15 protein-coding genes are annotated in these 20,472 nt (G+C 74.2%); 1 reads left to right on the forward strand and 14 read right to left on the reverse strand.

Going from position 1 to position 20,472, the window contains the following annotated elements:
- Position 1: 1 nt before the first annotated feature.
- From rny to QWJ13_RS25810, 6 genes are all read right to left on the reverse strand, one after another.
- Positions 2–1,480 (reverse strand): ribonuclease Y, encoded by a 1,479-nt coding sequence (gene rny / locus QWJ13_RS25785; protein WP_316527350.1) that lies wholly within the window; start codon positions 1,478–1,480, stop codon positions 2–4.
- Between the two features lie 135 nt (positions 1,481–1,615).
- Entirely contained in the window at positions 1,616–2,656 is a 1,041-nt protein-coding gene (locus tag QWJ13_RS25790) for a regulatory protein RecX (protein ID WP_432277599.1), read from the reverse strand.
- Between the two features lie 4 nt (positions 2,657–2,660).
- Positions 2,661–3,773 (reverse strand): recombinase RecA, encoded by a 1,113-nt coding sequence (recA, locus tag QWJ13_RS25795; protein ID WP_316527351.1) that lies wholly within the window; start codon positions 3,771–3,773, stop codon positions 2,661–2,663.
- Positions 3,774–4,046: 273 nt separating this feature from the next.
- Complete coding sequence (locus tag QWJ13_RS25800) at positions 4,047–5,270, reverse strand: AI-2E family transporter (protein WP_432277600.1); 1,224 nt, start codon at positions 5,268–5,270, stop codon at positions 4,047–4,049.
- 29 nt (positions 5,271–5,299) lie between these two features.
- A complete protein-coding gene (locus QWJ13_RS25805; RefSeq protein ID WP_316527353.1) occupies positions 5,300–5,494 on the reverse strand; it encodes a DUF3046 domain-containing protein in 195 nt (64 codons plus the stop codon).
- A 39-nt stretch (positions 5,495–5,533) separates the two neighbouring features.
- On the reverse strand, positions 5,534–7,090 hold the full coding sequence (locus QWJ13_RS25810; RefSeq protein WP_316527354.1) for a S8 family serine peptidase: 1,557 nt from the start codon (positions 7,088–7,090) through the stop codon (positions 5,534–5,536).
- A gap of 185 nt (positions 7,091–7,275) precedes the next feature.
- On the opposite strand from QWJ13_RS25810, the gene QWJ13_RS25815 reads away from it, so the two are divergent.
- On the forward strand, positions 7,276–11,961 hold the full coding sequence (locus QWJ13_RS25815; RefSeq protein ID WP_316527355.1) for an ATP-dependent helicase: 4,686 nt from the start codon (positions 7,276–7,278) through the stop codon (positions 11,959–11,961).
- 71 nt (positions 11,962–12,032) lie between these two features.
- On the opposite strand, the gene QWJ13_RS25820 is transcribed toward QWJ13_RS25815, so the two are convergent.
- From QWJ13_RS25820 to QWJ13_RS25855, 8 genes are all read right to left on the reverse strand, one after another.
- The gene (locus QWJ13_RS25820; RefSeq protein ID WP_316527356.1) at positions 12,033–12,332 is read right to left on the reverse strand and encodes a hypothetical protein; all 300 of its coding nucleotides are present in this window, start codon (positions 12,330–12,332) and stop codon (positions 12,033–12,035) included.
- 55 nt (positions 12,333–12,387) lie between these two features.
- On the reverse strand, positions 12,388–12,756 hold the full coding sequence (locus tag QWJ13_RS25825) for a helix-turn-helix domain-containing protein (protein WP_316527357.1): 369 nt from the start codon (positions 12,754–12,756) through the stop codon (positions 12,388–12,390).
- A gap of 339 nt (positions 12,757–13,095) precedes the next feature.
- Complete coding sequence (locus tag QWJ13_RS25830) at positions 13,096–13,578, reverse strand: CinA family protein (RefSeq protein WP_432277601.1); 483 nt, start codon at positions 13,576–13,578, stop codon at positions 13,096–13,098.
- A gap of 16 nt (positions 13,579–13,594) precedes the next feature.
- Positions 13,595–14,233 (reverse strand): CDP-diacylglycerol--glycerol-3-phosphate 3-phosphatidyltransferase, encoded by a 639-nt coding sequence (gene pgsA / locus QWJ13_RS25835; RefSeq protein ID WP_316527358.1) that lies wholly within the window; start codon positions 14,231–14,233, stop codon positions 13,595–13,597.
- A complete protein-coding gene (rimO, locus tag QWJ13_RS25840) occupies positions 14,230–15,735 on the reverse strand; it encodes a 30S ribosomal protein S12 methylthiotransferase RimO (RefSeq protein ID WP_316527359.1) in 1,506 nt (501 codons plus the stop codon). The genes pgsA and rimO overlap by 4 nt, the downstream gene beginning before the upstream one ends.
- A 96-nt stretch (positions 15,736–15,831) precedes the next feature.
- Positions 15,832–16,695 (reverse strand): helix-turn-helix domain-containing protein, encoded by an 864-nt coding sequence (locus QWJ13_RS25845; RefSeq protein ID WP_316527360.1) that lies wholly within the window; start codon positions 16,693–16,695, stop codon positions 15,832–15,834.
- A gap of 282 nt (positions 16,696–16,977) precedes the next feature.
- Positions 16,978–19,653, reverse strand: coding sequence for an FtsK/SpoIIIE family DNA translocase (locus QWJ13_RS25850; RefSeq protein WP_316527361.1), 2,676 nt, complete (start codon positions 19,651–19,653; stop codon positions 16,978–16,980).
- Positions 19,654–19,797: 144 nt separating this feature from the next.
- On the reverse strand, positions 19,798–20,436 hold the full coding sequence (locus QWJ13_RS25855) for a response regulator (RefSeq protein ID WP_316527419.1): 639 nt from the start codon (positions 20,434–20,436) through the stop codon (positions 19,798–19,800).
- Between the last annotated feature and the right edge of the window lie 36 nt (positions 20,437–20,472).

Here is a 20,472-nt window from a genome sequence, read left to right on the forward strand (position 1 = left end):
GCTACCCCGCCACCGCCGTGGCGCGGCTCTCCCGGACCACCGTCACCCGGATCTGCCCCGGGTAGGTCAGCTCGGTGGAGACCTGACGGGCGACCTCACGGGCGATCAGCTCCGCGCCGAGGTCGTCCACCGCGTCCGGCCGGACCATCACCCGGACCTCGCGGCCGGCCTGCATCGCGTACACCTCGGCCACGCCGTCGTGCGAGCGCGCGATCTCCTCCAGCCGCGCCAACCGCCGGACGTACAGCTCCAGCGACTCCTTGCGCGCGCCCGGCCGGCCTCCCGAACAGCCGTCCGCGGCCTGGGTCAGCACGGCCGTCACGGTCCGGGGATCGACCTCGTTGTGGTGGGCGGCGATCGCGTGCACCACCTCCGGGGACTCGCCGTACCGCCGGGCCAGCTCCGCGCCGACCGCCGCGTGGCTGCCCTCGGCCTCGTGGGTGAGCGCCTTGCCGATGTCGTGCAGCAGCGCCGCCCGCCGCACCGGTTCCGGGTCCACCCCGAGCTCGGCGGCCATCATCCCGGCCAGGTGCGCGGACTCCAGCAGGTGCCCGAGCACGTTCTGCCCGTACGAGGAGCGGAAGCGCAAGGAGCCCAGGGTGCGGACGAGTTCGGGGTGCAGCGGGCCGACCCGGGCGTCCAGCAGGGCGTCCTCGCCCGCCCGGACGCAGCGCTGCTCGACCTCCTCGCGGCTGCGCTCGTGCAGGTGCTCGATCCGGGTCGGGTGGATCCGACCGTCCTCGACCAGCTGCTCCAGGGTGAGCCGGGCGGTCTCCCGGCGGACCGGGTCGAAGCAGGACAGCTGCACCGACTCGGGGGTGTCGTCGACGATCAGGTTCACGCCGGTGACCGCCTCGAAGGCGCGGATGTTGCGGCCCTCGCGGCCGATGATCCGGCCCTTCATGTCCTCGCTCGGCAGCCGCAGGACGGTCACCGCGCTCTCCGCGGTCTGCTCCGTGGCCAGCCGCTGGATCGCCCCGGCGACGATGTCCCGGGCCCGGCGCTCGCCCTCCGCCCTGGCCTCGCGTTCGATCTCCCGGACGGTGACGGCGGCCTCCCGACGGGCCGACTCCTCGGCCTCCCGCCGGAGTTCGGCGCGGGCCTGCTCGGCGGAGAGCCCGGCGGCCCGCTCCAGCACCGCCACCCGGCGGGCGACCAGCGCCTCGGCCTCGCTCCGGGATTGCTCCAACTCGGCGGAGCGCTCGGCGAGTTCGTCCTCACGGCGGCGAAGCCGGCGCAGCTCCTCGGCCATGTCCTGTTCGCGGCGGGCGAGTTCGGCGCGCTGCCGGGCGGCCTGCTCCGCAGTGTGTTCCTCGGCCTGCCGCCGGGCCCGCTCGGCCTCGGCCAGGGCGCCGCGCCCAGCCGCCCGGAGCCGTCCGGCGACCAGCAAGCCGACCAACCCGGCGAGTACCAGCAGGAGCAGTCCGGCCGATCCGGCGACCAGCAAGCCGCTCGGTCCGGCGCCCGCCGCAATCCCCATGTGCCGCCCCACTCCCCCGTTGCCGCACGGGCCGCCGTACACAGGCGCCCCGGGCACTGAAGGTGAGGCTAGGTGGGGGTCACGAAACGGTCAAGAGTTGACCTGGTTCACTCCAAGACGCCTACCGAACTGCCACTACTCCCCACCCGACAGTTCACTCGCCTCCTCCTCCAGCGCGCTGCGCACCACCCGGAACGCCAGCCCCTCGGAGTAGCCGCGCCGGGCGAGCATCCCGACCAGCCGCCGGGTGCGTACCTGGGAGTCCAGCCCCCGGGTGGACCGCAGCTTGCGCTCCACCAGGGCCCGGGCCACATCCGTCTCGTCGTCGTGGTCGAGCTGGGCGACGGCCTGCTCGACCAGGTCGGCGGCGACACCCTTGGTGCGCAGCTCCTGGGCCAGCGCCCGCCGGGACAGGCCCCGGACGGCATGCCGGGACTCGACCCAGGCCGCGGCGAAGGCCGCGTCGTCGATCAGCCCGACCTCTTCCAGCCGGGTGAGCACCTCGTCGGCGACCTCCTCCGGGATCTCCCGCTTGCACAGGGCGTCGGCGAGTTGCTTGCGGGTCTTGGCGGCGCCGGTCAGCAGCCGCAGGCAGATGTCCCGGGCGCGGGTCTGCGGATCGACCGACTCCGCGGCCTGCCTGCGGGAGGCACGGCCGGCGTCTTCCTCCTGCGGCGAGCCCTCGGCGGACCGCCCGCTCCGGGCACGGCCGCGGCGCGTACCGCGGCGGGAGTCCGAGGCGGCCGCACCCCCGTGACCGGCCGCCTCGCCCTCGCCCCAGCTCTCCTCGGATGCCGATACCGGGGCGAGCCCGGCCGCTTCGACCTCCTCGGCCTCCTCGGCCGCCAGGGCCGAGCGCCGCCGGCGACGGCCGGTGGGCAGCACGGAGGCGGAGACCAGGCCGAGCGCCTCGACGGAGGCCTCCGCCGGCTCCGGGCCGGGCGCCGCGCCGCGCACCGCCCGGGCCGGAGCCCGGTCGAACTCCGGCTCGGAGCCGGATGCCCACTGCGTGGTGGACCGGCGGCCGCGTCGGGAGCGCGCTCCCCGAGGCGTCTCGGCCATCGGCTCGGGCGCGGCCTCCGGCTCCTCCGCGACCGCGGCGAACCAGTCCGGCGGCCCGTAGTCGTCGTCCTCCGGGCCCGCCGGGCCGCCACCCACCATGTCGTACTGCGTCAACGGCTCAGGCCTTGGCAGCCGCCGTCTTCTTCGCCGCGGCCGTCTTGGTGGCGGTCGCGGTGATCGGCTTGGCGGCAGTCGGGTCGGCGGCCTCCGCGGCGCCCTCGGCCGGCTCCTCCAGCTTGGGGCCGATGCCGAGCTTGCCCTTGATCTTCCGCTCGATCTCGTCGGCGAGCTGCGGGTTGTCCTTCAGGAAGTTGCGGGCGTTCTCCTTGCCCTGGCCGAGCTGGTCGCCCTCGTAGGTGTACCAGGCGCCCGACTTGCGGATGAAGCCGTGCTCCACGCCCATGTCGATCAGACCGCCCTCGCGGCTGATGCCCACGCCGTAGAGGATGTCGAACTCGGCCTGCTTGAACGGCGCGGCGACCTTGTTCTTGACCACCTTGACGCGGGTGCGGTTGCCGACCGCCTCGGTGCCGTCCTTCAGCGTCTCGATCCGGCGGATGTCGAGGCGGACCGAGGCGTAGAACTTCAGCGCCCGGCCACCGGTCGTGGTCTCCGGCGAGCCGAACATCACGCCGATCTTCTCGCGCAGCTGGTTGATGAAGATCGCGGTGGTGTTCGACTGGTTCAGCGCACCGGCGATCTTGCGCAGCGCCTGGCTCATCAGTCGGGCCTGGAGGCCGACGTGCGAGTCGCCCATCTCGCCCTCGATCTCGGCGCGCGGGACGAGCGCCGCGACCGAGTCGATGATCACCAGGTCGATCGCGCCGGAGCGGATCAGCATGTCGGTGATCTCCAGCGCCTGCTCACCGGTGTCCGGCTGGCTGACCAGCAGGGCGTCGGTGTCCACGCCGAGCTTCTTGGCGTACTCCGGGTCGAGCGCGTGCTCCGCGTCGACGAAGGCGACCGTGCCGCCCGCCTTCTGGGCGTTGGCGGCCAGGTGCAGGGTCAGGGTGGTCTTGCCGGAGGACTCGGGGCCGTAGATCTCGACCACCCGGCCGCGCGGGATGCCGCCGACCCCGAGGGCGACGTCCAGGGCGGTGGATCCGGTGGAGATCACCTCGACCGGCTCGTTGGCCTTCTCGCCGAGGCGCATCACCGAGCCCTTGCCGAACTGCCGCTCGATCTGGGCGAGAGCGGTCTCCAGAGCCTTCTCGCGGTCCGTACCTGCCATGGCTTTTTCCCTCGGGTTCTGTGCTGTGCGCTTCATCGTCCTCGACGCTAGCGCGTCCCACTGACAAACGTGCCCGACCCGGCTCCGCCTGTGGAAAACTCTTCGCCGGAGCGTACAAAAGAACATCTGTTCGATTCAAGCCTCGCACGTCCGCGCCCTACCCGAGCCGCGCCATCCCCGGACACCCGCCCCCGCACGGCCGCGCCGCCCCGCCGCACCACCCCCGTACGCCCGCGCCGCCCCGGGGACACCCCGGGGCGGCGCGGCCCGGGGTCACCCCCCGTCCCCGCCGACCATCCGGCGCAGCCGCCGGGCCGCCTCCCGGCGCAGTTCCCGCCGGGCCCGCCGCTGCTCGCCCCGGTCGATCCGCGGATCGGTGGCCACCTCGTACCGCCGCACGTACGTCCCCACGAAGCCCTGGATCGTCGCCGCCGCCGGGATCGCGATCAGCGCGCCCACCGCGCCGAGCAGCGCCGCCCCGGCGATCACCGAACCGAACGCCACCGCCGGGTGCACGTCCACCGTCCGCGCGGTGATCCGCGGGTGCAGCAGGTAGTTCTCGATCTGCTGGTAGACGACCACGAAGACCAGCACCCAGAGCGCGTCCACCGGCTCCACGGTCAGCGCCACCAGCACCGGCAGCGCCCCCGCCAGGTACGTCCCGATGGTCGGCACGAACTGCGACATGACGCCCACCCAGATCGCCAGCGCCACCGAGTACGGCAGGTCCAGCAGCGCGAACATCACCCAGTGCCCGGCCGCCGACACCACCGCGAGCACCGCCCGGGAGTACAGGTAGCCGCCGGTCTTGGCGAGCGCGATCTCCCAGGCCCGCAGCACCTCGGCCTGCTTGGCGGGCGGCAGCATCGAACAGACCGTCCGGCGCACCCGCGGGCCCTCGGCGGTGAAGTAGAAGGTGAACAGTCCGACCGTGAAGGCCTGGAACAGCCCGCCGATCAGGGTCGAGGAGACGCCCCAGATGTTGTCGGCCGCCTGCTGGGCGTAGTTCTCGATGGTGCCGGAGTCCTTGAGCAGCTTGTTCTGCAACTCCCCGAGCGAGAGCTCCTGGTGGAAGGTCCGGTTGATCCAGCCGATCAGGTTGTCCACCAGGTGCGGCAGGTCCCCGGCGATCTTCGCCACCTGGTCGACCAGCAGTGTGCCGAGCGCGGTCAGGAACCCGATCACCGCGACCCCGACCGCGACGAACACCAGGAAGGTGCCGACCCCGCGCCGCACCCCGCGCGCCGCCATCCGGTCGACGGCCGGCTCCAGCGCCAAGGAGAGGAAGAAGGACACCAGCAGCATCACGAAGAGGTCGATCAGCTGCCGGAAGGCCCAGTCCGCCAGCTGGAACATGCCGACCAGCACCAGGAACAGCACCATCGCCCGCGGCAGCCAGCGCGGCATCCCGCCGCCCCACAGGCCCCCGCCCGCCGCGGCGCTGTCGGCATCCGGCTCCGCTCTGTCCGAATTCTTCTGTTCTGCGCTACTTGTCACCCGAACAGTCTGTCGCATGCCACCCGCGCTCAGCGCAGGATTCCGGAGACCCCCTGGGTGTCACACACCACCCGCCAGACGTCCTTGGCCTCCCAGCCCGCCTCCAGTGCCTGGCGCACCGTCCGCCCGCCCAGCTCGCTCATCACGTGGTCGGTCGCGAAGGACTCCGCGTACGCCTCCCCGAAGTGCGCGTACATCCGCCGCCAGAACTCCGTCAGCCTCATGCCCCCCAGTATCCCCGGGCCCGGCGCCACCACGCCCGCTCACCGGGGCAGCACCAGCAGCCCCGCCCCGAAGTACTGCCGGTCCCCGCACCCGTGCGGCCCCGGCGGGCACCCCGCCGCCGCCGTCCCGGCCAGCAGGGCCGCCAGGTCGCCCGACCCCAGCTCCGGGTGCAGCGCCGCCGCCACCGCCACCGCCCCGGTCACGTGCGCGGCCGCCATCGAGGTCCCGGCCAGCGCCGCGTACTGCCCCTGCGGCCAGTCGGAGACGATCGCCCCCTGCGCCCCGCCGTCCGGGTCGCCCCCGGGCGCGGCCAGCGAGACCCGCCCGCGCCCGTGGTTGGAGTAGCCGGCCGGGCGCCCGTCCCGGTTCACCGCGGTGACGGTGACCACCCCGGGCAGCTCGCCCGGAAGACGTACGCACTCGGTGCCCAGGTAGCGCGCGGGGGCCGGCCCCGAGACCCGGTCGTTGGGGCTGCGCTCGTCGGTCCGCGGGGCGCCGAGGTCCTGCCCGTCGTTGCCCGCCGAGGCGACCACCACCGCGCCCTTGCGCTGGGCGTACCCGCTGGCCCGGCCGACGGCGGCGATCAGCGCGGCCTGGTCCCGGTCCTCGGGGCAGTTGTACTTCCACGGGTCGGCGAAGTAGCTGTTGTTGATCGCCCTGGCCCCGTGGTCGGCGGCCCAGAGCAGACCGCAGACGATGTTCTCCGCGTAGTACTGCCCGAGCGGCCCCAGCAGCCGGACGGCGGCGATCCGCACGCCCGGCGCGACCCCGGTGACGCCGTGACCGTCCCGGGCGGCGCCGACGATCCCGGCGACGTGGGTGCCGTGCCCGCTCTCGCTCACCCCGGGGTCGGGCCGCCAGGCGCCGGTGCGGGCGTCGGGCCGGCCGTCGGCGCAGGAGGCGGAGGCCTTGGGGTCGACGGCGGCGCGCAGGTCCGGATGGGTGTCGTCGACGCCGGAGTCCAGCACGGCGACCAGCACCCGGCGCAGCGCCTCGGCGCCCGGCACGGCGGCCGCGGCGTCACCGGCACGGGCCGTGCCGCCCCCGACCATCGCGAGGTTCCAGGCACCGCCCTCCCCCGGGTCCGGCACCATCACCGTCCCGCCGTCCGCCCGGTCGCCACGGGCCGCACCCCTGGCGCCCGCCGTGGAGTCCCCCGCGCCCGCCGTGGAGTCCCCCGCACCCGCCACGGAGCCCCTGGCGCCCGCCGTGAAGTCCCCCGCGCCCGCCACCGCCCGCGGCGGCGCGACCACCGGCGCGGTCCTGGTCGCCCCGGCCGCGGCGATCCCGGGCCGGGCCCGCACCCGTTCCGCGAACGAGCCGGTCGCGTACACCAGGACGGCCCCGATCTGCGGGTACTCCTGGACCACCTGCCCGCCCACCGCCCGGCTCTCCGCCCCGGCCCTGGCCGCGCCCGCGGCGTCCTGTGCCCCGGCCAGCACCAGGTAGCTCAGGTAGGCCCGCCCGGGCCCGGACACGTACGGCACGGCGCCGCCCACCACCAGCGACGTGAGCAGCATCGCGAGCAGCACCCGTACGGGCCCGCGGACCCGGCGGCGCCGGGCGGGCCTGCCGAACGGGTGCCCCTGCGCCATCGTCCGGTCTCCGCTCGTCGCTCCGATGGGTACGGGCGGCCGCCGATTCCGGGTGGATCGGCCGGCTCCCCGGTGGATCAACCCCCCGGTTCCTCACGATATGAGCGGAATGTCGATCCTGCTTCCCGGCTTGCACCCCTGCCTCGGCCACCCCGCCTGTCAGTGCCACCCGGCACCATGGGGTCATGGCGCCCGTGCACCCGACCCCACCCGCCGACGACCCGCTGGCCGGCTTCGCCCCGGCCACCCGGGCCTGGTTCACCGGCGCCTTCGCCTCCCCCACCACCGCCCAGGCCGAGGCCTGGCACGCCATCCGGCAGGACACGGACGTCCTGGTGGTCGCCCCCACCGGCTCCGGCAAGACGCTCGCCGCCTTCCTCTCCGCCCTCGACCGGCTCAGCAGCACCCCGCCCCCGGCCGAGCCCAGGCGCCGCTGCCGGGTCCTCTACGTGTCACCGCTCAAGGCCCTCGCGGTGGACGTCGAGCGGAACCTGCGCGCCCCGCTGGCCGGCCTGCGCCAGGCCGCCGTCCGGCTCGGCCTGCCGGAGCCGGAGGTCCAGGTCGCCCTCCGCTCCGGCGACACCCCGGCCGCCGACCGCCGCCGCTTCGCCACCCACCCGCCGGACATCCTGATCACCACCCCCGAGTCGCTGTTCCTGCTGCTCACCTCCGCCTCCCGGGAGGCGCTGCGCGGCGTGGACACGGTGATCCTGGACGAGGTGCACGCCGTCGCCGGCACCAAGCGCGGCGCCCACCTCGCGCTCAGCCTGGAGCGGCTGGACGAGCTACTGGACCGTCCGGCCCGCCGGATCGGCCTGTCCGCGACGGTCCGCCCGGTCGAGGAGGTGGCCCGCTTCCTGAGCCCGCAGCGCGGCGCCGCCGTGGTCCAGCCCGCCGCCGCCAAGGACTTCGACCTCTCGGTGGTCGTCCCCGTCCCCGACCTGGACGACCTGCCCGCCGCCCCGGCCACCGGCGGCGCCGCCGGCACCGACCCGCAGCGCCAGGTGTCGATCTGGCCGCACGTCGAGGAGCGGATCGTCGACCTGGTCGAGGCGCACCGCTCGACCATCGTCTTCGCCAACTCCCGCCGTCTGGCCGAGCGGCTGTGCAACCGGCTGAACGAGATCGCCCACGAGCGCGCCACCGGCACCGCGATCCCCGAAGCCCACGCCCCGGCCCAGCTGATGGGCGGCTCGGGCGCCGCCAAGGGCGCGCCCGCGGTCATCGCCCGGGCCCACCACGGCTCCGTCTCCAAGGAGCAGCGCTCGCTCGTCGAGGAGGAGTTGAAGGCCGGCCGGCTGCCCGCCGTGGTCGCCACCTCCAGCCTGGAGCTGGGCATCGACATGGGCGCCGTCGACCTGGTCGTCCAGGTCGAGTCCCCGCCCTCGGTCGCCTCCGGCCTCCAGCGGGTCGGCCGGGCCGGCCACCAGGTCGGCGCCGTCTCCACCGGCGTCTTCTTCCCCAAGTACCGGGGCGACCTCGTCCAGTCCGCCGTGGTCACCGAGCGGATGCGGACGGGCCGGATCGAGGCGCTGCGCATCCCGCGCAACCCGCTGGACGTGCTCGCCCAGCAGCTGGTCGCGATGACGGCCCTGGACAGCTGGCCGGTGGACGAGCTGCTCGCCGTGGTCCGCCGCGCCGCGCCCTTCGCCACCCTCCCGCAGTCCGCCTTCGACGCGGTGCTCGACATGCTGGCCGGCCGCTACCCCTCGGACGCCTTCGCCGAGTTGCGCCCCCGCCTGGTGTGGGACCGGGTGGCCGGCACGGTGGCCGGCCGCCCCGGCGCCCAGCGCCTGGCCGTCACCTCCGGCGGCACCATCCCCGACCGCGGCCTGTTCGGCGTCTTCATCGCCGGCGCCGATCCCAAGAAGGGCGGCGGACGGGTCGGAGAGCTCGACGAGGAGATGGTCTACGAGTCCCGCGTCGGCGACGTGTTCACCCTCGGCACCACCTCCTGGCGGATCGAGGAGATCACCCACGACAAGGTGCTGGTCACCCCCGCTCCCGGCATCCCCGGCCGGCTCCCGTTCTGGAAGGGCGACACCCTCGGCCGCCCGCTCGAACTCGGCCGCGCCCTCGGCGCGTTCACCCGCGAGCTGAGCGCCCTCCAGCCCGCGGAGGCCACCGCGCGGCTCCAGCGGGCCGGTCTGGACGACTGGGCCGCCGCCAACCTGCTGGACTACCTGGCCGAGCAGCGCACCGCCTGCGGCCACCTCCCGGACGACCGCACCATCGTGGTCGAGCGCTTCCGGGACGAGCTCGGCGACTGGCGGATCGTCATCCACTCCCCGTTCGGCGCCCAGGTGCACGCCCCCTGGGCGCTCGCCCTCGGCGCCCGGCTGCGCGAGAAGCACGGCCTGGATCCTCAGGTGATGCACGCCGACGACGGCATCGTGCTCCGCCTGCCCGACGCCGACCTGCTCTCCCTCGACTTCGACTTCGCCGCCCCCGCCGAGCGGTCGGGCCCGGACGAGGCCCCGGTCGGCGCCGACGCCGCCCTGTTCGACCCCGGCGAGATCGAGCAGCTGGTCACCGACCAGGTCGGCGGCTCCGCCCTGTTCGCCTCCCGCTTCCGCGAGTGCGCCAGCCGCGCCCTGCTACTCCCGCGCCGCAACCCCGGCCGCCGCACCCCGCTCTGGCAGCAGCGCCAGCGCGCCGCCCAACTGCTCGAAGTCGCCTCCGAGTACGGCTCGTTCCCGATCGTCCTGGAGGCCGTCCGGGAGTGCCTCCAGGACGTCTTCGACGTGCCCGGCCTGGTCGAGCTGATGGGCGATCTGGAGTCCCGCGCCGTCCGCCTGGTCGAGGTCACCACTCCCGAGCCCTCGCCCTTCGCCCGCTCGCTGCTGTTCGGCTACGTCGCCCAGTTCCTCTACGAGGGCGACTCCCCGCTCGCCGAGCGCCGCGCCGCCGCCCTCGCGCTCGACTCCCGGCTACTGTCGGAACTCCTCGGCCAAGCCGAGCTGAGCGAACTGCTCGACCCGCAGGTGCTCACCGAGCTGGAGGCCGAGCTCCAACGCCTCACCCCCGAGCGCCGGATCAAGGACGCCGAGGGTGTCGCCGACGCGCTGCGCCTGCTCGGCCCGCTCAGCGAGGCCGAGTTGACGCTCCGCGGCGCCGAACCGCTCTGGGCCCTGGAGCTGGAGGCCACCCGCCGGGTGATCCAGGTCCGGATCGCCGGCGAGCAGCGCTGGGCCGCGATCGAGGACGCCGGGCGGCTGCGCGACGCACTCGGCACCCCGCTGCCGGTCGGCGTCCCGGAGGCCTTCACCGAGCCGGTCAAGGACCCGCTGGGCGACCTGATCGCCCGCCACGCCCGTACCCACGGCCCGTTCACCGCCGCCGAGGCCGCCGCCCGCTACGGCCTGGGCACCGCCGTGGTCACCGGCACCCTGCACCGGCTGACCGCCACCGGCCGCCTGGTCCAGGGCCAGTTCAGGCCGGCCGAGGCCCATACCGCCCCCGAGTGGTGCGACGCCGAGGTGCTGCGCCGGCTGCGCCGCCGCTCGCTGGCCGCCCTGCGCCAGGAGATCGAGCCCGTCCCACCGCGCGCCCTGGCCGCCTTCCTGCCGCAGTGGCAGCACCTGGGCGGCCACAGGTTGCGCGGCCCGGACGGCCTGCTCCGGGTGGTCGAGCAGCTCCAGGGCACCGCGCTGCCCGCTTCCGCGCTGGAGAAGCTGATCCTCCCGGCCCGGCTCGCCGACTACTCCCCCGGCCTGTTGGACGAGTTGACGGCGGCCGGCGAGATCGGCTGGTGCGGGGCCGGGGCACTGCCCGGCAAGGACGGCTGGCTCAGCCTGCACCTCGCCGAGAACGCCCATCTGCTGCGGCCCGAGCCCGTCCCGCCCGCGCTCACCCCGGTGCACAGCGCCCTGATGTCCGCGCTGGCCGGCGGCTACGGCCTGTTCTTCCGCCAACTCGTCCAGCAGCTCCCGGAGGAGACGCCGGAGCCGCAGATCGTCGAGGCCCTCTGGGACCTGGTCTGGGCCGGTTACGTCACCAACGACACCCTCGCCCCGCTGCGCGCCCTGCTCGGCTCCGGCCGGACGGCGGGCGCCACCGCCCACCGCGCGCCCCGGTCCACCCCGCGCGGCCGCTACGGCGGCGCCGGGCGCCCGTTCGGCCGAGTGGGTGGCGCTCTGCGCGGCGGCCCGGCGACGGTGGCCGGGCGCTGGTCGCTGCTGCCCGCCTTCGCCGCCGACCCGACGGTCCGGGCCACCGCCCAGGCGCAGAGCCTGCTGGACCGGCACGGCCTGCTCACCCGGGGCACGGTGGCGGCCGAACGGGTGCCCGGCGGCTTCGCCGGGGTGTACCGGGTGCTGGCCGCGATGGAGGAGCGCGGCCGGGCCCGCCGGGGCTACTTCGTCGAGGGCCTGGGCGGCGCCCAGTTCGCCATGGAGGGCGCGGCCGACCGGCTGCGCTCGGTCAACGGCCGGCTGGAGCGGGTCCGGTCCGCCGAGTGGCCGGCCGCCCCGACCGGCGAGCCGCCGCAGGCCCTGGTGCTGGCCGCCGCCGATCCGGCCAACGCCTACGGCGCCGCACTGCCCTGGCCGGAGCCGCCCACCGCCCCCGGCGGCAAGGAGTCCACCGCCCACCGCCCGGGCCGCAAGGCGGGCGCCCTGGTGGTCCTGGTGGACGGCGAACTGGCGCTGTATGTCGAGCGCGGCGGCAAGTCCCTGCTGGCCTGGCCCCAGGACGAGGGCACCCGGGCGCTGGCGGCGGGGGCGCTCGCGGCCGCCGTCCGGGAGGGCGCGCTCGGCAGCGTCACGGTCGAACGGGCCAACGGCGAGCCCGCGCTCGGCTCGGACCTGGGCCGTGCCCTGGAGGAGGCCGGTTTCCACGCCACCCCGCGCGGCCTGCGCCTGCGCCCCTGAGCGGCGGAAGCCCGCCGGGAGACACCGGAGGCCGCGGGGTCGAGAACCCCGCGGCCTCCGGCCACGTCCATTCACCCGATCGGCGGCGGCTGTACCTCCACCGGCCCCACCGGCTCCGCGCGCGGGCGCCGGGCCGGTCCGGTCGCGTTCCGGTCCGCGTGCACCGGAATGAGACCGAGCCCCCAGCCGCCGGCCGCGAGCAGCCCCAGCGCCGCGCCGTCGGCCAGCTGGCCGCGAACCACCAGGAGCCACCAGGCGAACCCGGCCACCGGGACCGCCAAGGCCCACCACAGCGGACTGCGGGTCCGGAGGAACAGCCGCGCCCGGGCCCGTATTCGGGCCATCGGGCGCGTCTGCGCGTCTGTCGGCACGACCGCCCTCCCTTCGCTCGCCCCGGGCAGGGGCGCCCGGGAGTCGAGGCCGGGATCAGGCGGCGACCACGTCCATCGCGGCGGTCTTGGGCGACATGTTCGCCCGGTCGGCACCGGGGGCGGGAAGCGGAACCGGTTCGAGTACCGGCCTCAGCAGATCACCTTCGGAGAGGGTGGCCATCGCCGCAAGTTCGGCGAGCGACAGTTCATCGCTGACCTCGCGCATGACCTCGGACATCCGGACGTCGAGTGCGTCGCAGATGGCGGAGAGCAGCTCCGAGGAGGCCTCCTTCTGTCCCCGCTCGACCTCGGAGAGGTATCCGAGCGAAACCCTGGCGGCCGCCGACACCTCGCGGAGTGTGCGGCCCTGGCGCTGGCGCTGCCGACGCAGTACATCGCCCAGTAGGCGACGGAGCAGGATCATCGGTGCCTCCCTCCTCGGACTGCGGATCGAGATGTCACGACCCCACCGTACCGCCTTGCCCGCTTCGCGTGCGGGGACCCTGCTCGTGTTCACTCTGGGCTGCAAGGCCGTCCCCCTCCTCGTTCCGGTGTCCTGCCCGGGTTCGCGGGCCCTCCGTGGTACCCGACGCGGCCCACCCGGCCACCGTCACGCAACTCGTTCGCCACCTGGTTTCTGCCCAACCAGGGTGTTGGATGTAACACGATCCTCCAGCCGTCCCATCCCCGCGCACCGGATCTGCGGATCCGGCCCGGCGGAGATCCCCTCCTCACGGGCCCTCAGGGTCCGTCGTGCCGGACCCTAGTGGGCGATCCGACCGACCAGCAGCTCCAGCGCGGCGGTCACCGCCCCGTGACGGATTGTGGCACGACCGCCGGACAGCAGGGGCGAACTGACCAGACTTCCCCCCGGGCCCGCGACCGCCAGGTGTACCGTGCCCACCGGCCGGCCGTCCTGCGGGTCCGGCCCCGCCACCCCGGTCGTCGCCAGTCCGTACGTCGCCCCGAGCAGTGCGCGCACACCCTCGGCCATCTGCCGGGCCACCACCGGGTGGACCGGGCCGTACACGTCCAGCAGGCCCTCGTCCACCCCGAGCACCGACGCCTTCAGCTCGGTCGCGTAGGCGGTGACCGAGCCGCGGAAGGTCGCGGACGCCCCGGGGACGTCCACCAGGGCGGCGGCCAGCAGGCCCCCGGTCAGCGACTCCGCGACGGCCAGCGTGCCGCCCTCGGCCCGCAGCGCGGCGTGCGCCCGCTCGGCCAGTTCGTAGTCCCGCTCCGCCACCCGGCTCCCCCGTCGCTCAGTGGTCCGCGTGCGCCGCGGCCTGTCCCTCGCGGCGCAGTCGCAGCGCCTGTCCGATGTAGTCCAGCGCGGTGCCGACGGTCAGCAGTACCGCCAGCCCCATCAGTACGGCCCGTCCGGTGGCCAGCCAGCCGGTCAGGTGCAGGACGTACATGCCGACCGCGGTGCCCTGGGTCAGCGTCTTCAGCTTGCCGCCGCGGCTGGCCGGGATGACCCCGTAGCGGATCACCCAGAAGCGCATCAGCGTGATGCCGAGCTCGCGGGCCAGGATCACCACGGTGACCCACCAGGGCAGGTCGCCGAGCAGCGAGAGGCCGATCAGCGCCGAACCCATGATCGCCTTGTCGGCGATCGGGTCGGCGATCTTCCCGAAGTCGGTGACCAGGCCCTTGCGCCGGGCCAGCTCGCCGTCGAACAGGTCGGTGATCATCGCGATCGCGAACGAGGCCCAGGCGACCGAGCGCCACTTGGGGTCGTGCCCGCCGTCGGCGAACAGCAGCACCACGAAGACGGGCACCAGCAGCACCCGGACCATGGTGAGCACGTTGGCGATGTTCCAGACCCCCGGGGCGGACGGCGCCGCGGCCACCGGTCTGCCCGGGTGGGCCGCGGCCGGGGCGCCAGGCCCCTGGGTCATTCCCCGACCCCCGAGGTCTCGGCTCCCGCGCTCTGACGGACCCGGGTCCGCTCCATCGCCTCGGCGATCAGGTCGACGCCCTCGCTGGCCACGACCTTGGCCCGCCAGAACTGGCCGACCTTCGGGTCCTCGACGCCGTGCAGGGTGGTCAGGCCGTCGGTCTCGGGGGCCTGGTGGGCGGCGCGGCCCTCGATCACACCGTCCTCGACCGACTCGATCAGCACCTCGACCTCGGTGCCGATCCGCTGCTCGGCCCGCTGGGCGGTCATCTCCTCGGCCAGCCGGCTCAGCCGGTCCAGCCGGTCGGCGATCACGTCCTCGGCGAGCTTGCCGTCGTAGGTCGCGGCCTCGGTGCCATCCTCGTCCGAGTAGCCGAAGACGCCGATCGCGTCCAGGCCGGCGTGCGTGACGAAGCGCTCCAGCTCGGCGAAGTCCTCCTCGGTCTCGCCGGGGAAGCCGACGATGAAGTTGGACCGGGCGCCGGCCTGCGGGGCCTTGCCGCGGATGGTCCCCAGCAGCTCCAGGAACTGGTCGGTGGAGCCGAAGCGGCGCATCCGGCGCAGCACGGCGGGCGCCGAGTGCTGGAAGGACAGGTCGAAGTACGGGACCACGTCGGCGGTGCCGGTCATCGAGTCGATCAGGCCCGGACGCATCTCGGCCGGCTGGAGGTAGGAGACCCGGACCCGCTCGACGCCCTCGATCGAGGCGATCTCGCCGAGCAGCGTCTCCAGCAGCCGGATGTCGCCGAGGTCCTTGCCGTACGAGGTGTTGTTCTCGCTGACCAGGACGATCTCGCGGACGCCCTGCCCGGCCAGCCACTGGGCCTCGTGCAGCACGTCGGAGGGACGGCGGGAGATGAAGGAGCCGCGGAAGGCCGGGATGGCGCAGAAGGAGCAGCGCCGGTCGCAGCCGGAGGCGAGCTTGACCGAGGCGACCGGGTTGTCGTCCAGCCGCTTGCGCAGGGTGCGCGGGCCGGAGGCGGGGGCGAGGCCCTCGGGCAGGTCGGCGATCGGCTCGGCGGCGGCTTCGGCGCCGTGGCCGGGCAGCGCGACGGCCTCGGCGGCGGTCTGCCGCTCGGCCGGGCTGATCGGCAGCAGCTTGCGGCGGTCGCGGGGGATGTGCGGGGCGTGGTGGCCGCCGGAGAGGATGGTCTGCAAGCGGTCGGAGATGTCCGCGTAGTCGTCGAAGCCGAGCACGCCGTCAGCCTCGGGCAGCGCGTCGGCAAGCTCCTTGCCGTACCGCTCGGCCATGCAGCCGACCGCGACGACGGCCTGGGTGCGGCCGTGCCCCTTGAGGTCGTTGGCCTCCAGCAGGGCGTCCACCGAGTCCTTCTTGGCGGCTTCGACGAACCCGCAGGTGTTGACCACGGCGACGTCCGCCTCGGCGGCGTCGTCGACGAGAGACCAGCCGTCGGCTTCCAGTCGCCCGGCGAGTTCCTCGGAGTCCACCTCGTTGCGGGCGCATCCGAGCGTGACAAGGGCGACAGTACGACGTTCAGGCATAGGGCCAAGATTAACGCGCGGGCTCCGGTGCCGTTCGCCCCGGAGGCCGCGCGCCTCGGATCAACTGATCATCAACGGGCCGGGCGGCCCCTGTGGTCAGCCCGCCTGCGGGTCTCCGGGGGTGTACGTGACGTGCACCACCTGGCCGTCCTTGCCGAGGAGGCCGAGGTCCTTCCCGTTGACGTACGCGTGCACGGCACCGCCGTTGCCCAGCACCAACTTGATCTGCTTGGGGTCGGTGAAGGTCTGGTCCTGGCCGTCGCTGATGTTGTTCTGGAACAGCGACTTGCCGCTGCCGTCCATCGCCGAGACCCAGCTGGTGCCCTCGGCGACCAGTTTCACGGTGACCTTGTCGGCCGGGACGGCGGCGATCGCGGCGGCGCTCGGCGCGGGCGCCGGAGGCTGGACGGCGGGCGAGGCGACGGGGGCCGTGGAGCCCGTCCCGGAGCCGCTGGGCAGCGGCGCGCTGGCCGAGCCGGTGCCGCCGTGCCCGCCCTTGCCGCTGACCAGGTTGAAGCCGATCAGTGCGACCACGGCGACGATCGCGGCGACCATGGCGGCCGCCCAGTTCGGCCGACCGCGGCTGGGCACCTTGATCGGGCCGCTGTCGACCAGCGGAGCCGCCACGCGGCGGGCGGCGGGGGAGCCGCCGTGCGCGGCGTCGTACCGGGCGACCAGCGCCTCGGCGTCCAGGCCGACCACCCGGGCGATCAGGCGGATGTGCCCGCGGGCGTAGAAGTCGCCCCCGCAGCGGGCGAAGTCGTCCGCTTCGATGGCATGGACGATCGGCACCCGTACCCGGGTGGCGGTACTCACCTGATCCACCGTGAGCCCCGCGTCGATCCGGGCGGTGGACAGCACCCGGCCGATGCTCGGGGCATCGGCCTCCTGCACCGCGTCGTCGGTCGGCTCGACGGACGACGGGGCGTTCTCGTGGTCGGGGGACTTGCCGATGGTCACGGGGCACGCCTTTCGAGCGGATGGCCACCTGCTGGGGAACAGTCTAGGGGCGTGGGCGGATCGTTTCTCAAGCGGAACGGGCCCGAATGCGCGCGCCTGTTCCGGCCGGAGTCCGGCGCCCCACTGACGCGCCGCCAGCGGGGCCGCGAGGGGAACCCTGGGTTCCCTTTCCGCCCTGGGACGCGACGTACGGACGTTCGGTTCCCCACACGCCGCCTACCCTCCTCCGAACGAGTGACACCTCGATCAGGACACGGCCCGGGCCCCGCACGGCCCCCCGCGTCAACCCCGCAGGGTGACCAGCACCCCGTCCAGCTCGTCCGGCTTCACCAGCACGTCACGGGCCTTCGAACCCTCGCTCGGGCCGACGATCCCGCGCGACTCCATCAGGTCCATCAGCCGGCCCGCCTTGGCGAAGCCGACCCGGAGCTTGCGCTGGAGCATCGAGGTGGAGCCGAACTGGGTGGAGACCACCAGCTCGGCCGCCTGGATCAGCAGGTCCAGGTCGTCGCCGATCTCCTCGTCGATCTCCTTCTTCGGCCCGCCCCCGACCATCACGTCGTCCCGGTAGACGGCGGTCAGCTGGTCCTTGCAGTGCTGCACCACCTTGGCGATCTCCGCCTCGGTGACGAACGCGCCCTGCATCCGGACCGGCTTGCTCGCGCCCATCGGCAGGAACAGCGCGTCGCCCTTGCCGATCAGCTTCTCCGCGCCGGGCTGGTCCAGGATGACCCGGGAGTCGGCCATCGCGGAGGTCGCGAAGGCGAGCCGGGACGGCACGTTGGCCTTGATCAGGCCGGTGACCACGTCCACCGAGGGCCGCTGGGTGGCGAGCACCAGGTGGATGCCGGCCGCGCGGGCCAGCTGGGTGATCCGGACCACCGAGTCCTCGACGTCGCGCGGCGCGACCATCATCAGGTCGGCCAGCTCGTCGACGATCACCAGCAGGTACGGGTACGGCGTCAGCTCGCGCTCGCTGCCCAGCGGCGGGGTGACCTTGCCGGCCCGCACCGCCGCGTTGAAGTCGTCCACGTGCCGGAAGCCGAACGCCGCGAGGTCGTCGTAGCGCATGTCCATCTCGCGCACCACCCACTGGAGCGCCTCGGCGGCCTTCTTGGGGTTGGTGATGATCGGCGTGATCAGGTGCGGGATGCCCTCGTACGCGGTCAGCTCGACCCGCTTGGGGTCGACCAGCACCATCCGCACCTCGTCCGGGGTGGCCCGGGCGAGGATCGAGGTGATCAGGCAGTTGATGCAGGACGACTTGCCCGCACCGGTCGCGCCGGCCACCAGGATGTGCGGCATCTTGGCGAGGTTGGCCATCACGGTGTGGCCCTCGACGTCCTTTCCCATGCCGACGACCATCGGGTGGGTGTCCTCGGCGGCCGTGCGCGAGCGCAGCAGGTCGCCGAGGTTGACCATCTCGCGGTCCCGGTTGGGGATCTCGATGCCGACCGCGGACTTGCCCGGGATCGGGCTGATGATCCGCACGTCCGGGCTGGCCACCGCGTACGCGATGTTCTTGGCGAGCGCGGTGATCCGCTCCACCTTGACGGCCGGGCCGAGCTCGACCTCGTAGCGGGTGACCGTCGGGCCCCGGGTGAAGCCGGTGACCTTGGCGTCCACCTTGAACTCGGCGAAGGTGCCGGTGAGCTGGGCGACCACCTCGTCGTTGAGGGCGCTGCGGGCCTTGGCCGGGCCGCCGCGCTCCAGCAGGTCCAGCGAGGGCAGCGCGTAGGTGACGCCCTCGCCGAGCTGGAGCTGCTCCATCCGCACCGGCGCCTCGCCGTGCTCCTCGGGCGCGCCCGGGCCGCCGCTGCGGGCGGCCGGGACGACCGGCTCCTCCGGCGGGGCGGTGCGGTCCTGCACCTGGTGCATCATGTCCGCCACCGCGGAGGAGGCGGGCACGCCGTAGACCAGCGCGCCGTCCAGGTCGGCGGCCGCGCCGGCGGCGAGGTCGCGGGTGGCGTACGGGTCCAGCGGCTCCTTGTCCAGGGAGATCCGCTCGGCGTCCTCCGGCTCCTCGGTCGGCCGGCGCCGACGGCGGCGCCGGCGGGCGGCCACCTCGTCCGTCGGGTCGTCACCGTCGGTGCCCACCGTGAACGGCAGCGCGTCGGGGTCGGCGTCCTCCGGCGGGTCGGTGGACAGCTCGCGCTCCGGCGTGCGCCCCCACCGCTCCTCGTCCTCGGGACCGGGCTCGACCACGCCGAGCCGTATCCCGACCCCGCGCACCCGCTCGCCGATCCGGTTGATCGGGGTGGCGGTGACCACCAGCAGGCCGAAGAAGGCCAGCAGCAGGAGCAGCGGCACCGCGAGGGCCGGTCCGGCGGCGGCCATCATCGGGGTGGACACCGCCCAGCCGATGATCCCGCCGGCCGCCCGTATCCGGGAGGCGCCGCTGCCCATCATGGGAGCGCCGCAGCCGATGTGGACCAGGCCGAGGACGCCGACCAGCAGCGCGCTCAGCCCGATCACGATCCGGCCGTTGGCCTCCGGCAGCTCCGGGTGGCGCCAGAGCCGGATCGCGATCGCGGCCAGCAGGAACGGGACCAGCACGTCGAGCCGGCCGAACATCCCGGACACCACGGCGGTGGCCCCCTCGCCCAGCCAGCCCTGCGGGCTGAACCAGGTGCCGGCCGCGGTGACCAGCGCGAGCGCGAACAGCAGCAGGCCGACGCCGTCCTTGCGGTGGTCCGGGTGGAGGTTCTTGGCGCCGTCGCCGAAGCCCCGGAAGATCGCGGCGATCGGGCTGGCCAGGGCGTTGAGCGCGCCCATCAGCACCGACCTGGACGGCTTCGGGGGCGGGGGGGCCGACTTCGACGCCGTCCGCTTCGCGGGGGCCGCCTTCTTCGCCGCCGCCTTCTTCGCGGGCGGCTTGCCCGGGGCCTTCGCCGCCGCCTTCTTGGACGGTCCCGGACTCGTCTTACGTGCTGCGTTCCCGGGCGTGCGAGTGGCCATGGGTCAGCAGCCTACCGGGGCGGACGACCAGTGCACATGTGCCCGAGGCCGGGCGCCCGGACGTGTCGCAGACACACCGTCACACTGACCGGGTTTCACCCGGTCGCCACACGGAAACTACCCGGACGAGTGAGCCGACGAGGATCAGGAGCTGCCCGGACGCATCGCGTCCAGGGCCCGGCGCAGCCCCGCGAGCTTGCGCTCCAGATGCCCGACGGTGGCGGCCACCCCGGCGTCCTCGCCGCCGTCGAGCTGCTTGCCGAGCGCCTCCGCCTGCTCCTCGACCGCCGCCAGCCGCGCGGACAGCTCGCCCAGCAGCGCCCCGCCGATGGTCGGCTCGCCGCCGCCCTCCTCCAGCTGCAGGCGCAGCAGCGCGGCCTGCTCCTTCAGCTGGCAGTTCTTCACGTACAGGTCGACGAAGACGGAGACCTTGGCGCGCAGCACCCACGGGTCGAAGGGCTTGGAGATGTAGTCCACCGCGCCGGCCGCGTAACCGCGGAAGGTGTGGTGCGGCCCGTGGTTGATCGCGGTCAGGAAGATGATCGGGATGTCCCGGGTGCGCTCGCGCCGCTTGATGTGCGCGGCGGTCTCGAATCCGTCCATCCCCGGCATCTGGACGTCCAGCAGGATCACCGCGAAGTCGTCGGTGAGCAGCGCCTTGAGCGCCTCCTCACCGGAGGCCGCGCGCACCAGCGTCTGGTCCAGGGCCGAGAGGATGGCCTCCAGCGCCAGCAAGTTCTCCGGCCGGTCGTCGACCAGGAGGATCTTGGCCTTCTGCATCAGGGCTCGCCCTCCTGTCGCCTGCCTGCCGCTCGGTAC

It is taken from the genome of Kitasatospora brasiliensis (assembly GCF_032654805.1).
Lineage (GTDB): Bacteria > Actinomycetota > Actinomycetes > Streptomycetales > Streptomycetaceae > Kitasatospora > Kitasatospora brasiliensis.

Bases quoted from the DNA above. Each gene is read 5' to 3' on its own strand.
- rny (WP_316527350.1), bottom strand. From the start codon at position 1,480: ATGGGGATTGCGGCGGGCGCCGGACCGAGCGGCTTGCTGGTCGCCGGA.
- recA (WP_316527351.1), bottom strand. From the start codon at position 3,773: ATGGCAGGTACGGACCGCGAGAAGGCTCTGGAGACCGCTCTCGCCCAG.
- QWJ13_RS25805 (WP_316527353.1), bottom strand. From the start codon at position 5,494: ATGAGGCTGACGGAGTTCTGGCGGCGGATGTACGCGCACTTCGGGGAG.
- QWJ13_RS25810 (WP_316527354.1), bottom strand. From the start codon at position 7,090: ATGGCGCAGGGGCACCCGTTCGGCAGGCCCGCCCGGCGCCGCCGGGTC.
- QWJ13_RS25815 (WP_316527355.1), top strand. From the start codon at position 7,276: ATGGCGCCCGTGCACCCGACCCCACCCGCCGACGACCCGCTGGCCGGC.
- QWJ13_RS25825 (WP_316527357.1), bottom strand. From the start codon at position 12,756: ATGATCCTGCTCCGTCGCCTACTGGGCGATGTACTGCGTCGGCAGCGC.
- pgsA (WP_316527358.1), bottom strand. From the start codon at position 14,233: ATGACCCAGGGGCCTGGCGCCCCGGCCGCGGCCCACCCGGGCAGACCG.
- rimO (WP_316527359.1), bottom strand. From the start codon at position 15,735: ATGCCTGAACGTCGTACTGTCGCCCTTGTCACGCTCGGATGCGCCCGC.
- QWJ13_RS25850 (WP_316527361.1), bottom strand. From the start codon at position 19,653: ATGGCCACTCGCACGCCCGGGAACGCAGCACGTAAGACGAGTCCGGGA.